The 15,502-nt window shown below is 42.3% G+C and carries 7 protein-coding genes; 3 read left to right on the forward strand and 4 right to left on the reverse strand.

Annotated elements, in window-relative coordinates:
* Positions 1 to 22: 22 nt before the first annotated feature.
* Positions 23 to 568: a universal stress protein gene (locus tag ACMX3D_RS16175; RefSeq protein ID WP_482746913.1), complete on the reverse strand. Its 546-nt coding sequence runs from the start codon at positions 566 to 568 to the stop codon at positions 23 to 25.
* 456 nt (positions 569 to 1,024) lie between these two features.
* Here ACMX3D_RS16175 and ACMX3D_RS16180 point away from each other — a divergent pair, with 456 nt between their 5' ends.
* Both ACMX3D_RS16180 and ACMX3D_RS16185 read left to right on the forward strand, forming a co-directional pair.
* Positions 1,025 to 6,223 carry a response regulator gene (locus ACMX3D_RS16180; RefSeq protein WP_482746914.1) on the forward strand — a complete coding sequence of 1,733 codons (5,199 nt, stop codon included), beginning with the start codon at positions 1,025 to 1,027 and terminating at the stop codon, positions 6,221 to 6,223.
* Positions 6,224 to 6,353: 130 nt separating this feature from the next.
* Entirely contained in the window at positions 6,354 to 6,740 is a 387-nt protein-coding gene (locus tag ACMX3D_RS16185) for a response regulator (RefSeq protein WP_482746915.1), read from the forward strand.
* Between the two features lie 80 nt (positions 6,741 to 6,820).
* Here ACMX3D_RS16185 and ACMX3D_RS16190 read toward each other — a convergent pair whose 3' ends face one another.
* The 3 genes from ACMX3D_RS16190 to ACMX3D_RS16200 form a co-directional block, all read right to left on the reverse strand.
* Entirely contained in the window at positions 6,821 to 10,054 is a 3,234-nt protein-coding gene (locus tag ACMX3D_RS16190; protein ID WP_482746916.1) for a HEAT repeat domain-containing protein, read from the reverse strand.
* A 615-nt stretch (positions 10,055 to 10,669) separates the two neighbouring features.
* Positions 10,670 to 11,146, reverse strand: coding sequence for a hypothetical protein (locus tag ACMX3D_RS16195; protein WP_482752353.1), 477 nt, complete (start codon positions 11,144 to 11,146; stop codon positions 10,670 to 10,672).
* A gap of 92 nt (positions 11,147 to 11,238) precedes the next feature.
* Positions 11,239 to 12,555 carry a dicarboxylate/amino acid:cation symporter gene (locus ACMX3D_RS16200; protein WP_482746917.1) on the reverse strand — a complete coding sequence of 439 codons (1,317 nt, stop codon included), beginning with the start codon at positions 12,553 to 12,555 and terminating at the stop codon, positions 11,239 to 11,241.
* Between the two features lie 198 nt (positions 12,556 to 12,753).
* On the opposite strand from ACMX3D_RS16200, the gene ACMX3D_RS16205 reads away from it, so the two are divergent.
* Positions 12,754 to 15,384: a DNA polymerase III subunit alpha gene (locus tag ACMX3D_RS16205; RefSeq protein ID WP_482752354.1), complete on the forward strand. Its 2,631-nt coding sequence runs from the start codon at positions 12,754 to 12,756 to the stop codon at positions 15,382 to 15,384.
* The last annotated feature ends 118 nt before the right edge of the window (positions 15,385 to 15,502 follow it).

Consider the following 15,502-nt stretch of genomic DNA (forward strand, 5'->3'; position numbering starts at 1 on the left):
GGGAGCAGATGGCGATCGCACACTAAGATGAAGCGACGCTGGCATTTCCAGTAGCTTTAGCTACGGTTTTTTCCGGGCTTGTCAAACGAGTGGGGCAATGCACGATATAAACTGAACAGTTGGCGTGGTGAAGAACGTAGTTACTTACACTTCCCAAGAAAAACTCTGTGATTCCAGAACGCCCCCGGTGTCCCATAATAATTAAATCTGCATTCCATTGAGCAGCCAATTTACAAATAGTATTGCCAGGGTTTCCCAAAATTTGGCTAAATTCTGATGTGACATCTGCTGTGTTGGCTTGAGCGCAGAAAGATTGCAACATCCGCACTCCTTGATCTTTAAAGCTATCCCATTGTTTTTGGTATAAATCTAAGCTTTGACCACTCAAGCCTGGATAGTAGTCAACATTAGATAACATAGGAATATAAGGGCTACCTTCTTCTTCTGGAGATAGAACATGCAGCAATAGTAGTTGGGCTGGCATTACCTTCGCTAAAGCCAATGCTTGCTCAAAAACCTCTTGTCCCATTTCCGAACGATCCAATGCAACTAAAATCTTTTTCAGCATATAGACCTCTGGCTGTAATTGCTAATAACTTAGTGATTGAAGTTTTTGAACTGGGGATACAGAGCAGCAGTTAAGAATTCCGCATCGGTTTTTAGCAACAATCAATAAAATTCTTCTATTTAATTAGCTGTGATAATCTGGCTAACAACCTGCGAATTACATCTATCTTTCTTATAAAGCAAGAATTTGAGGAACTTGTGAGGATGCTAATAGAGATTTCTAAATTTCAACCTGAAAAGTAAAAGTTTTGGTTGCTTGTTGTTAACTTAAGTACTTGATTTTCTTGTCAACTATTTCTAAAGATTGATAAATATTGATATTTGTGAATTAAACTTAACATTATAGAGATAAATACTTTAATATGCTTTAAACCACAAATTTAAAATAATATTATATTTTTAATTTAAATTTTGAAGCTCATTATCTAATATTATTAATATCAGGAAATGTTAGGATATGAAAATTTTAGTTGTCGAGGATGACGAGTTAAATGCCTATGCACTGACCGCCGTTCTCACCAACCAAAACTATGCAGTGGAAGTGGCAAATGATGGTGAAACTGCTTGGGACTTAATTCAAACTTACAATTATGATTTGATTTTATTAGATGTAGTTTTGCCAAATATAGATGGCATTAGTCTGTGTCGGAAAATTCGTGCTAGTGGCTTGCAAATGCCAATTTTGTTATTAACAGGGCGTGATAGCAGTCATGACAAAGCAATTGGTTTAGACGCAGGCGCAGACGATTATGTAGTTAAACCATTTGAACAAGAAGAATTAGTAGCCCGTGTCAGAGCTTTATTGCGTCGCGGCGGTACAACATCACAACCTGTTTTAGAGTGGGGAAATTTGCGCCTTGATCCTAGTAGTTGTGAAGTAACTTATCAAGAAGAATTACTATCATTAACTCCTAAAGAATATGCGCTGTTAGAGTTATTTTTACGCAACAGCCGCAGAGTATTTAGCTGTGGCATGATTTTAGAACATATTTGGTCTTACGAAGATACTCCTGGAGAAGAAGCAGTTCGGACTCATATTAAAGGATTGCGGCAGAGATTAAAAGCAGTAGGAGCGCCAAGTGATTTAATTGAAACAGTTTATGGAATTGGCTATCGTCTGAAACCACAAGAAGAAGAGAAAGTAACTACAAAATCAGCGAATTCCAAATCAAAAAACCACAAACCCAAAGAAGAATCATCATCGCAGCAGCAAACATTAAAAGCGATCGCGGGAGTTTGGCAAAGATTTCAAGGACGAGTCGATGAGCAAATCAAGGTACTAGAACAAGTAGCTTTCACCGAATCAACTTTAAATCGAGAATTACTAAACCAAGCAGAGAAAGAAGCGCATACCTTAGCTGGCTCATTGGGGACTTTTGGCTTTCCTACAGGCTCAAAACTGGCACGTAAAATCGAGCAACTCCTAAAACCTGGACAAACTTTAACGCCAGAAGAACAAACCAAGCTGCAAACTTGGGTGAAATCATTGCGTCAAGAAATTCAAACTCAAGGCGAAGCAGCTGGATTTTCACCATCGGCTAATCATGGCTTGCCCTTAGTTTTAGTAGTGGATCGAGATAATACAGTAGGTGAACAACTAGCAAAAGCCAACACTAACTCAGAATTTCAAGTTAGCATCGCCACTAATTTAGAGTCAGCCAGAACGCTGCTTTACCGCGAACATCCCAATGCAGTGTTGCTTGATCCTAGTTTTTCGGAACATCAAGAAGATAGTTTGAGTTTTTTAGCAGAACTGGCTCAACGAAAACCACCTGTGCCAGTGTTAGTTTTTACTGAGCAAACAGATTTAGGGAATCGTTTACAATTAGCGCGTCAAGGGGGACACACCTTTTTACAAAAGCCAATGAAAGCAGAAAAGGTGGCAGAAGCGATCGCGCAATTATTGCAACAATTACCCCAAGGCGAAGCTAAAATCCTAGCGGTAGATGATGATCCCAAAATTCTATCTCTATTACAAACTTTACTCTCACCCTGGGGATTACAAGTAATATCCTTAGATGATCCGCGTCGCTTTTGGGAAACCTTGGAAACTGTCAAGCCAGATATGTTGATTCTGGATGTAGAAATGCCTCACAGCAGCGGTATTGAGCTTTGCCAAGTCGTGAGGAATGACCCGAATTGGAGCGAATTACCGATTTTATTTCTCACAGTACATAGCGATGCCGACATTGTAAATCAGGTGTATAGCGTCGGTGCTGATGATTTTGTTAGCAAACCAATTGTCGGGCCAGAACTGGTAACTCGAATTGTAAATCGCCTAGAGCGGATAAAATTGCTCAAGCACATGGCGCAAACTCATCAGCAGCAAGTCAAGCAAGTAAGTTTAGCACCAGTTGAACAAGTTTCTGCATTCTCAGCTGATTGGCGTACCATCTTTGAAGGTGAACCAGAATGTGTCAAAGTAGTGGCTGCTGATGGCACACTATTAGAAATGAATCCCGCAGGACTAGCAATCATCGAAGCTAAGAGCAAAGCCAAGGTGATGGGGAAATCAGTTTATTCTTTGATTGCGCCAGAATATCAACAAGCATTTCGCCAACTCCATGAAAGTGTTTGCCAAGGTAATAAAGGAACTTTGCAGTTTGAGATTATTACTTTTCAAGGTAATCGCCGCTGGATGGAAACTCATGCTGTACCTTTGTACAACGAAGCTGATGGTAAATTTGTCCAATTGGCAATTACCCGCGATATTACTCATTACAAACAAGCAGAAACAGAAATTCGCCGAATTAATCGGACACTCCAGACATTGAGTACTTGCAATCAAATTATTGTTCGCACTCAAGACGAACAAGATTTACTCAATAAAATTTGCCAAATCATTGTGGAAGTTGGCGGCTATCGGCTGGCGTGGGTAGCCTTTGCCGAACATGATGCTGAAAAAACTATTCGCCCTGTTGCCCAAGCTGGCTATGATGATGGTTATTTACAAAAGCTCCAGCTTACTTGGTCAGATACTGTGCGTGGTCAGGGGCCAACGGGTACAGCCATTCGCACAGGTAAAACCTGCATTATTCAGAATGTTTTAACTGATCCCAAATATGAGATTTGGCGTTGTCAAGCACAAGAACGCGGCTATGGTGCTTCTATTGCTTTACCTTTAAAAACAGGCAACTTAGCATTTGGAGCGCTAAATATCTATGCTGCTGAGCCAAACGCCTTTGATGATGATGAAGTGCAGCTATTAAAAAAACTGGCAGAAGATTTAACTTATGGTATTGTCGCATTACGCAATCAACGCGATCGCGCTTCTGCCCAAGCTGCATTACAACAAAGCCAAGCCAGCTACACCCAACTAGTAGAAATCTGTCCCGAAGCAATTTTTATTCAAAGCGAAGGTAAATTTACCTTTTTAAATAGTGCTGCTGTCAAACTGTTTGGCGCAACTCAACCCGAAGAATTACTAGGAAAACCAGTACTTGATTTAGTACATCCTAAATTCCACGCATTAGTTCAAGAGCGCATTGAATATCTCCAAGAATTCAAACAGCCACTTCCTTTAGTCGAAGAAGATTTTATCCGGCTGAATGGCGAAGTGATTCATCTTGAGGTAGTGGCTGCTCCTTGTGAATATCAACAAAAACCTGCGGCTGTCGTAGTGGCGCGAAACATTTCCCATCGCAGGCGCACAGAAGCAGCCTTACAAAAAGCGAATAACGAACTAGAATTACGAGTTGCTGAACGCACTGCTGAATTAATTAAAGTCAACCATCAATTGCAATCAGAACTCGATGAACGCCAACGCATAGAAGAAGAATTGCGGGTTTCGCAAGTCAAATTGGCGCGGATTTTAGACATAGCTGATGATGCCATTATTTCTATCGACAGTGAACAACGTATTACGTTATTTAACCAAGGAGCCGAGAAAATCTTTGGCTATTCTGCGCAGGAAGTCATGGGACAGAAGCTTGATATCCTTTTACCACTGCGATTTACCCAAGCTCATCGTCAGCACGTATCTGACTTTGGCAAATCTGCGAGCTTAGCGCGGCGGATGGGAGAAAGACGAGAATTATTTGGTCAACGCAAAGATGGGAGTGAATTCCCGGCTGAGGCTTCCATTTCTAAATTAAATATGGGAGAGGAAGTTTACTATACAGTTATTTTGCGTGATGTCACAGAGCGCAAACAAATTGAGCGGATGAAAGATGAGTTTGTTTCTGTTGTCAGTCATGAACTGCGCACACCACTGACATCTATTCATGGCTCCTTGGGAATGCTTACCAGTGGTTTATTAAAAGCAGATTCCGACCAAGGAAAACGGCTCTTGCAAATTGCCACAGATAGCACCGATCGCCTAGTTCGGTTGATTAATGATATTTTAGACATCGAACGAATTGAGTCAGGCAAAGTCAAGATGGCGCGGGAAATCTGCAACCTTGCCGATTTAATTCAGTCAGCAGTGAACATCATCCAACCTTTAGCAAATAAACAAGGAGTGACATTAGGGATTTCCAGTTTATCTGTCAGATTATTGGCTGACCCTGACCGGATTGTGCAAACTTTAACCAACCTACTGAGTAATGCCATTAAATTTTCTACCACAGGAGAGACAGTATGGTTAGAGGCTCAGCAACAAGAAAATCAAGTTTTGCTCACAGTCAAAGATACCGGACGCGGTATCCCAGAAGACAAACTAGAAAGCATCTTTGAGCGTTTTCAACAAGTTGATTCTTCCGATTCGCGCAACCACGACGGTACAGGTTTAGGTTTAGCAATTTGTAAAAGCATTGTGCTGCAACATGGTGGTCGCATCTGGGTGGAAAGTACTTTAGGAAAAGGTAGTACATTCTACTTCACCCTCCCAACTCCCCACTCCCCACTCCCCACTCCCCACTCAGCACTCAGCACTCAGCACTCAGCACTCAGCACTCAGCACTCCCCCCTAGTCCTACTTTGCGACGATGACCAAAGCATCTGCACCGAACTGCAAACACTATTGCAACAAGGCGGATATCGAGTAGTAACAGTTGCTACCGGGGAAGAAGCGATCGCCACCGCATCGGCGCAACAACCAGATGTGATTTTACTTGATTTGCTCATGCCGGGAATGAACGGTTGGGAAACAATGGCAGTATTAAAAGAGCGAGAAGATACCAAGCACATTCCGATTGTGATTTGTAGTGTTTATAAATCCAACAGCAACAACAACTCAATCACAGATTTTGCTGATTGGGTAAGTAAACCAATCCAAGAAAGCTTTCTGTTACAGTCACTCAAGCAAGTCGTTGCAAAACCTTCCAAACGCGCCCGGATTTTAATTGTGGAAGATGACCACGACTTAGCAGATTTGCTCATTACTTTGTTTGAGCGTCATGATATCGAAACTTGTTTAGCGCAAACCGGAAGAGAAGCTATCCACTTAAGCCAACAACTTAATCCAGACTTGTTAATTCTTGACTTGATTTTGCCAGAAAGCGATGGTTTTGTGGTAGTTGATTGGTTAAAGCAACACAATCAACTATGTCACATGCCAGTAGTTGTTTACTCAGCCAAAGATTTAGATGAATCTGAACGTCAACGCCTGAAATTAGGACACACCGAATTTTTAACCAAAGGACGTGTAACAACCCAAGAATTTGAACAAAAAGTGATGGAATTACTTCAAAGAATCACTCAAAAATATAAGGAGTAGAAAGTGGGGAGTAGGGAGTAGGGAATGGAGAAAAAGAAAACAAGCCTTAATATCAGAGTTTCTTAATTTCAGACTTCAGACTTCAAACTTCAAACTTCAGACTTCAGACTTTTGTACTAGGTACTGAATTATGGCCGCAAAACGGATTCTCGTAGTAGATAACGAACAGTACATTCAAGAAGTTGCCAAAATTTGTTTAGAAACCGTCGCAGGTTGGGATGTAGTCACGGCGAGTTCTGGCAAAGAAGGGATTACGCAAGCCGAGACTTACCAACCAGATGCGATTTTGCTAGATGTCATGATGCCCGACATGGATGGCATAACTACCTTTGAAAAACTCCAAGCGAACGCAGCAACCAAAGAAATTCCCGTAATTTTATTGACTGCCAAAATTCAAGCCAGTGACCGCCGCCGCTATGATCAGATGGGGATAGTAACGGCGATCGCTAAACCCTTCGATCCTCTAGAATTAGCTAATCAAGTTGCGATCGCCCTCGGCTGGAACCTGGAAAGTTAAAAGTATGAAGTCTGAAGTGTGAAAAAAAGTAGGTTGGGTGAAGCGATCGCGAAACCCAACACCAGCCTCAGCACTCAGCACTACCTAGTCCGTAACAACTGCACAAAGGTATTACTCACCGTATTGTCTTTAGTATCCGCCGCGTATTGAATCAATTTTTCCCGCAGTTCTTTGGCTGCATCTAACGGTAGCAAGGTTGCTAACAAAAAATAAACCCCACGAAAACGGGGGTCGCCCATTCTATCAACTAATAATCCTTCCGCTTCATCACTGTCGCCCAGGAAGTTCTGCACTAAGAAAAAGTCCATAATTTTATCGTGGCGGAAGTACCATTCTTGCTTGGCTTCGCCTTTTTCATCTTGCCATTGACGGCTGACGACCATTTTGTATTTCTCATCTTCTAAAGATTTCACAACTTGGAAAAATTCCTCAGCGGGTAAGGCTTGTTTGTCTTGGAGTCGCATTTCGTAGACAGCGGCGGCGAATTTTTTTAAGGGAAATTCTTGATTCCATTCTTTGAAATATTCTGCTGCCATTAAATTGTATTGCTGTTCTTGCAGGCGGAACAAGTTGGGATGTTTGCCTTGGGATAACATCAGGGCAACTACGGTTAAATCCATTGGGTTAGAAAGAATGCGACGGGCAGCTTTTAATTCTTCTTCGGGTTGCTGGGGGTTAAGGACTTCTTTTAAGTAATCTATGCAGGCTATTTCGTAATCTTTACCTTGGACTAGGGCATCTTTGGGCAGTCGCGGCTGGCGGGAAAGTAAAAACTCTTGAATTTGGCTTTGTTCTAGGGGCTGCAAGTAATAGGTTTTTGCCGTTGAGGGTGGTGTCCATTCTAGGGGCTGGGTAGTCATAATAATGTTGCCCCGGAAATAGCTTTCGACAAACTGGCAGATTTTGGCACGTGTTTCGGCGGTGACTTCGTTGAGTCCGTCAATGCAGATGTCAATTGCACCACTGTAAATCAGGTTTTTGAGGAAGCCGGCATCTTGGGCTTGCCCGTGTAGCTTGTCTTGAATGGCTTCGATTACGCCTTTATCGCATTTTTGGGCGGGGAGGTAAACAACAATGCGCTGAGAGTTTGTCAGCAGATGGCGGAGAAACATCGACTTGCCTAAGCCGGAATCACCTTGTAAGATAACTTGTCCTTTGATGCTTGGGAGGGCGGCGGTAACTGGGAAGATGTCACCTGAAGGGATTTTGACTTGCGACTGGGGGAAATATGATTGGTCATGAAAGTTATCTAACCTGGCATCGGCGAGGAGGGAAGGCTTGAAGGGTTCAAATAACTTGCGGCGGAAAAACGGAACCCAGGTGAGGAGAAAGCCGACGTAACCCACGCCCAAGATGCGGCGAACCCAAGGGTTCCAGAAGAAGATGGCTTGGATTTGGGGGAATTTGGGGTAGGCAAAGATCAGGGCAAGCCAAAAGGCGGCGTGAGAGATGAGAGTGATTCTGGCGTTGAAAAACCACTGCCAACCCTTGAGGTTAACTATAACTGATTGCAGTGAGTCGGCTTCGCTGTATCCGGCGTTTTTGAGGTTGTGGTAGTGAGTTTCTAAAATCCCAATATCTTGCGGTTGCCAAGATACTTTTCTGGCGACTAGGGCAATTTGTTTGGCTAAATCTTCCCGTAATCGTGCAAAATCTCGGCTGGGTTCCCAAGCTTGGGCAAAAATTTTGAGAGTTTTATCAGCTTGGTCATGGGTTAATGACGCAGGAATTTTTTTAGGAAACCCCAGCCATGTCATGAGTGTTTTGACTTCCTCAGTGCCACCACCCAGGAAATAGCTTAAAAACCGCCACTGCAAAAATTCTGATTGACCTACGTAATAGACTCTATCCAGAATTACTACAACATTATTTAGGTTGAGTTGTTCTATCTTACCCAATGCTTCTGCTGCATCTTTACGAAAATTTTTATCAACAGTTTCATCCTTGAAGAAGTCAAGGATGTCTTTGAAGTAGGGTTTAGCAGCCTCCCCAATATTTCCCAATGCCACAACTGCACCAGAACGCATATCTTGGTCAATAGTTTTATCTTTGAGGATGTCACCAATATCTTTAACATAGAGTTTGCTTGTGTCTTTCATCCCCAGATTTGCCAATGCTTCTGTTGCACCAGTACGAATTCTGGAGTCATTACTATAGGCAATAGTAATAGAAGTTTTATCCTTGAAGAAGTCAAAGATGTCTTTGGCGTAGGGTTTGGCAGTTTCTCCCAAATTCACCAATGCTGCTGCTGCGCTGGAACGAACATTAGATTCAATGGATTTATCCTTGAGGATGTCAACAATGTCTTTGACGTAGGGTTTAGCTGCTTCCCCTAGATTTGCCAATGCTGCTGCTACGCGGGAACGAATATATAGGTCAGTGGTTTTATTTGTATCCTTAAGGAAGTCGAGGATGTCTTTAACATAGGGTTTAGCTGCTTCCCCCAGATTTCCCAATGCCTCTGCTGCACTGCGACGAACTTCAGAGTCAACAGATTTATCCTTGAGGATGTCAACAATGTCTTTGACGTAGGGTTTGGCAACCTCCCTCAGATTTCCCAATGCCAATGCTGCACTGGAACGAACATATTCGTCAACGGATTTATCCTTGAGGATGTCGGCGATGTCTTTGACGTAGGGTTTGGCAACCTCCCCCAGATTTCCCAATGCTTCCACTGCATAATAACGAATAATTAAATTAACGGATTGATCTTTGAGGATATCGGCGATGTCTTTGACGTAGGGTTTGGCAACCTCCCCTAGATTTCCCAATGCCTGTGCGACACCGGCACGAACATTTGAGTCAACGGATTGATCTTTGAGGATGTCGGCGATGTCTTTGACGTAAGGTTTGGCAACCTCCCCTAGATTTCCCAATGCCTGTGCGACACCGGCACGAACATTTGAGTCAACGGATTGATCTTTGAGGATGTCGGCGATGTCTTTGACGTAGGGTTTGGCAACCTCCCCCAGATTTCCCAATGCCACTGCTGCACTGGAACGAACATAACTTTCAACGGATTTATCCTTGAGGAGTTTGGCAGCTTTTTGAGCAATATTCTCTGGTTTTTCTATTACTGATTTCAAATTTTGTAAATCATATTCATTGAATTTATCAAAAGCGAGTTTTTTAACTTCGTCATGTCCATCATCAAGGGCGGCTACTATACCGTTAATCTGCCATGCTTCTGGCTGAGGCTTGGATGTTTCTTTAGCGTTTACCCAAGTCAAGGTGAGAAAAAAGGAAAGGATGAAGGCTAAAGGATACAGGATAAAAGGTGAAGCTTTGCGGGTGCGGCGGGGAGTTAGCAGCATATTTGGGGCAAGCTGGCAGATTACACGGGGTTATGGGTATATTATCAAACTAGCAATTTGTAATTCCTGATTCGTAGTGAAAAAATCGGATTTAATTTGACGTGAGTTCGCTGGATATAAGAACCCCTCTCCAAACCTCTCCCCTGGAAGGAGAGAGGCTTTAATTCTTGCTCCCCTTCCCTCGTAGGGAAGGGGTTGGGGGTTAGGTTTGAGAGACAATTGCACACAACGTAATACTCGCTCACCAGTATCAAATACTCTCACGCCAGTATTAAAGACTCATCGCTGAGTATCAAAGACTCGCTCACGAGTATCAAACACTCGTCCACGAGTATTCAAGACTCGCCCACAAGTATTAAACACTCTCGCGCCAATATCAAAGACTCATCGCTGAGTATCACAGACTCGTCCACGAGTATCAAACACTCTCACGCCAGTATCAAAGACTCGCCCACGAGTATCAAACACTCGTCCACGAATATTAAAGACTCACTCACGAGTATCAAAGACTCATTCACGAGTATCAAAGACTCGCTCATCTAAATATGGCACTAAAATCAGATCCTCGACTTCTCAAAGAAGTCGGGGATCTAATCTTGTACGTTAAATTACAACTTATGAATTAGATACAGCTTTAGCAGGTTTACTTTTCATCGCTTTAAACCTTTCCCCCAATTGTTCAGCAACAGTTTTTAATCCTGGAGTTTTCTTAGCCGCAGTCTTGACGTAATCATAAACTGTTAAACTACTACCCATTGCTTCACTGCCAACTGCCAACAAAGTGTCATCTACTTGTTCTGTTAGTTGTCGCAGTCCAATCAACAGTTCGGTGAGGGTGGCGGCTAATTGATAATCCCGGACAAATTCATCTACATCAAAGCTGGCTGGTAGAATTTCGCGGTTCGACTGGGCAGCAGTCAGGCTATTGTTGACGAAAGCTAGGCTTTTATCGCCCATCTTAAATAATTTACGTCGTTCTTCGACACTCAGAGTGACGAGAAAAGGCAACTTTGCTTGAATGGTTGCAAAGGCGGCTTTAATTTCTTGGATATCTTCTGGGGAAAGGGAGGCTGTAATGTTTTGGTAGGCCATTGGCTCTTTACCTTGGTGAATTTTTGTTATGATTCCCACTGGTAAAGGTTGATCAATCACACAGCGTACAAATATAAGGTTATTAGAAGCCTTCAATTATCATCCTCACCTTTAATGCCTGGTTCTACCTCCTCATAACGCGGCTTTTTCCCATCCAGCACCGCACTCACAGTCATATCTCCCATCACATTAATCGCAGTCCGACAACGGTCTAAAAACCAGTCAACAGTCACCAACAAGGCGATATACTCAGTCGGCAAGCGCACCGAAGTAAACACTAAAGTCATCGTCACCAACCCCGCATTGGGAATACCAGCAGCCCCCACCGATGCAAAAATCGATGTCAGCACTACAATTAACTGCTGTCCCAAATTTAAATGCTGTCCAATCACTTGAGAAATATACAACGCAGACATCGCCTCGTAAAGGGCAGTACCATCATTGTTAAAGTTTGCGCCGACTAATGCCCCTAAAGATGCTGAAGATTCTCTCAAACCAATTTTGGTTTGCAAAACCTCCCAGGTAATAGGCATTGCTACAGTCGAAGAAGAAGTCGAGAACGCCGTAATAAAGGCATCAGAACCACCAGCCAAAAATCTCAATGGGTTTACCCAAGAATTAAATTTAACTCTGGTGAGATAGTAGCAAGCCTGTAATACTAACGCTACCAGCACCGCCACAATAAAAGCCGCTAAAGACACAAAAGGGGCAAAGCCTTTTTCCGCCACAGTTTTAGCCACAATGCCAAACACAGCAAAGGGAACCAAAGCAATTACCCAATTAAGGATGCGAATTACCGCCTCAAACAAAATCCCAATCACATCTTCAATTGGTTGATATCCTGTCTTACCTTGGGCGATTTGTTCTGATTTCAAGCCGCGCAAAACAATGCCAAAGCAAAGGGCAACAACAATTAATTGAATTACATTATTATTCACCAACGGCGCAAGCACTGCTTCTGGTACAGCATCTTTAATTAATCCCCAAGGGTCAATACTTGCACCTGCAACCGCTGTCTTTGGCTTGGGTAAACTTCCCCAAGTTCCCGGACGCAGGACGTTAGCCACAAATAGCCCAATCAAAATCGCTACAGTGGTATTGGTAAAAAGTAATAACGCTAACCGCCGTCCGGCTGTACCAGGGATACTCGCTGTCATAAAAGTATGCAGCACTGCTACCAAAATCAGCGGTGTTGCCAAAGCCCGGAGTGCCTTAAGTACAAGTTCTGCTGGAATTGCTAAATTGTTGATGAAAGCAGCATTGCTAGGGCTAGGATTTCCCGCACCCAAGGCAATTCCCAGAATCACAGCCAGTATTAAGGCAATCACAATTTGCAACGTCAGAGGAATGCGCCGCCACCAAGGACGGGAAGTGGTATCGGGCGGATGTTGACTCTCTGTTTGACTCATTGGTAAAGCTTAGTAACTGAACTAAGGTAACTATTACAACAACAATTGCGGAAGTGGAATTTACTTAAACAAGATAATCTAATCAATCTAGGGAGTTGGGGGGCAGAGGAGCGGAGGAGCAGAGGAGCAGGGGTAAAAATAACAAATAACAAATGACTATTGACCATTGACCATTGACCATTGACTATTGACAAAATTATGTCTTTCGTACCTTTACATATTCACAGTGACTATAGTTTGCTAGATGGGGCGAGTCAGCTACCAGACTTGATTGACCGCGCCATAGAATTGGGGATAAAAGCGATCGCAGTAACAGATCATGGTGTCATGTATGGTGCTGTGGAACTGCTGAAGATTTGCCGTAGTAAAAATGTTAAGCCAATTATTGGCAACGAAATGTATATTATTAACGGCGATATCGAAAAACAAGAACGTCGCCCCCGTTATCATCAAATTGTTTTAGCAAAAAATAATCAAGGATATAAAAATTTAGTTAAATTAACCACTATTTCTCACCTCAAAGGTGTACAAGGTAAAGGTATTTTTTCTCGTCCCTGCATTAATAAAGAATTACTCAAACAATATCATGAAGGTTTGATTGTCACCAGTGCATGTTTAGGTGGCGAAATTCCCCAAGCAATTCTCAGTAATAGACCAGATGCCGCCCGCAAAGTTGCCCAGTGGTATAAAGATGTATTTGGTGATGATTTTTATTTAGAAATTCAAGACCACGGCTCCCAAGAAGACCGCATTGTTAATGTTGAAATTGTCAAAATTGCGCGAGAATTAGGCATAAAATTTATTGCTACTAATGACTCTCATTATATTTCTTGTTTTGATGTTGAAGCCCACGACGCTTTACTTTGTATTCAAACCGGCAAGCTAATTGTTGAAGATAACCGGATGCGTTATAGCGGCACAGAATATCTCAAATCTGCCGAAGAAATGAGAATGCTATTCCGCGACCATTTACCCGATGATGTTATTGAAGAAGCAATAGCTACTACCGAAGAAGTCGCAGATAAAGTCGAGCCTTACAATATTATGGGTGAGCCTCGCATTCCTAACTATCCGATTCCTTCTGGTCACACTGCTGATACTTACGTCGAAGAAGTTGCTTGGCAAGGTCTTTTAGATAGATTAAACAGAAAAACCCGCGCAGAAGTCGATTCAGTATATAAAGAAAGACTAGAATATGAACTAAAAATGCTCCAGCAAATGGGTTTTTCTACATACTTTTTAGTTGTGTGGGATTACATCAAATTTGCCAGAGATAACAATATTCCTGTAGGGCCAGGCCGTGGATCTGCGGCGGGGTCTTTAGTAGCCTACACAATGGGAATTACTAACATTGACCCCGTACATCATGGATTACTATTTGAGCGTTTCTTGAATCCAGAACGTAAATCAATGCCTGATATTGATACCGATTTTTGCATTGAAAAACGGGATCAAGTTATTAATTATGTAACAGAAAAATACGGTACAGATAGAGTTGCTCAAATTATTACCTTTAACCGTTTAACTTCTAAAGCTGTATTAAAAGATGTCGCCAGAGTTTTGAATATTCCCTATGGCGAAGCCGACAAAATGGCAAAATTAATTCCTGTGGTGCGGGGGAAACCAACTAAACTCAAGGTGATGATTTCTGATCAAACCCCCGAACCAGAGTTTAAAGAAAAATATGATAATGACCCGAAAGTGCGCCATTGGGTTGATATGGCAATGCGTATCGAAGGAACGAACAAAACCTTCGGTGTCCACGCAGCAGGTGTAGTTATTTCTGCTGACCCCCTTGATGAAATTGTGCCTCTACAACGAAATAATGACGGTTCAGTAATTACCCAATATTTCATGGAAGACTTGGAATCAATGGGTCTATTAAAAATGGACTTCTTGGGTTTAAGAAACCTGACAATGATTCAAAAAACCATTGATTTGATTGAGGCGAACAAAGGTTATAGAATCGACCCTTACGAAATAACTAACCAAGAAAGAAAATCACAAAAGATTTTAGCCAAAGGCGAACATAAAACTCTGCCTAAAGATGTGCAGAAAACCTATGAACTTTTAGAATCGGGAGAATTAGAAGGGATATTTCAATTAGAATCATCGGGAATGAAACAAATTGTCCGTGATTTGAAACCTTCTAATATTGAAGATATTTCTTCAATTCTGGCACTTTATCGACCAGGCCCTTTAGATGCGGGGTTGATTCCTAAGTTTATTAACCGCAAACACGGGCGCGAAAATATTGACTATGAAAGCCAGATTTTAGAACCAATCTTAAATGAAACTTACGGCATCATGGTCTATCAAGAGCAAATCATGAAAATTGCTCAAGACATGGCTGGTTATTCTTTAGGACAAGCTGACTTGCTGCGCCGCGCGATGGGGAAAAAGAAAGTTTCCGAAATGCAGAAGCAGCAGGAAAAATTCATTGATGGTTCCACGAAAAACGGTGTGAAAAAGCAAGTAGCTGAAAAGTTATTTGATGACATGCTAAAGTTTGCCGAATATTGCCTCAGCTACAATACACGAGTGTTAACAGTTGAATATGGCTTGATACCCATTGGCGAAATTGTTGAAAAACAACTCGAATGCAGCGTGTTCACCGTTGATAGTCATGGTCATGTGTATACCCAGGCGATCGCTCAATGGCATAATCGAGGACAACAGGAAGTATTCGAGTATGGTTTAGAAGACGGTTCAGTTATTCGAGCCACAAAAGACCATAAATTTATGACTACCGATGGTCAAATGTTACCCATTGATGAAATCTTTGAGCGCGAGTTAGATTTACTGCAAATTACAGGCTTACCAGAGTAATACCAAATTGGCATAGCTCAGGGTGTATGGTATGAGTGAGCAAAACCCTTACCCACACACCCTTACACCCATGACCCCCACTCTCAACAATCAATCTGAGTGCGTAAGTCCCATAGTT

The organism is Anabaena sp. TISTR 8404 (assembly GCF_056847745.1).

Coding starts and splice junctions, on each gene's coding strand:
- ACMX3D_RS16200 (WP_482746917.1), bottom strand. CDS start 12,555: ATGAGTCAAACAGAGAGTCAACATCCGCCCGATACCACTTCCCGTCCT.
- ACMX3D_RS16180 (WP_482746914.1), top strand. CDS start 1,025: ATGAAAATTTTAGTTGTCGAGGATGACGAGTTAAATGCCTATGCACTG.
- ACMX3D_RS16185 (WP_482746915.1), top strand. CDS start 6,354: ATGGCCGCAAAACGGATTCTCGTAGTAGATAACGAACAGTACATTCAA.
- ACMX3D_RS16195 (WP_482752353.1), bottom strand. CDS start 11,146: ATGGCCTACCAAAACATTACAGCCTCCCTTTCCCCAGAAGATATCCAA.
- ACMX3D_RS16175 (WP_482746913.1), bottom strand. CDS start 568: ATGCTGAAAAAGATTTTAGTTGCATTGGATCGTTCGGAAATGGGACAA.
- ACMX3D_RS16190 (WP_482746916.1), bottom strand. CDS start 10,054: ATGCTGCTAACTCCCCGCCGCACCCGCAAAGCTTCACCTTTTATCCTG.
- ACMX3D_RS16205 (WP_482752354.1), top strand. CDS start 12,754: ATGTCTTTCGTACCTTTACATATTCACAGTGACTATAGTTTGCTAGAT.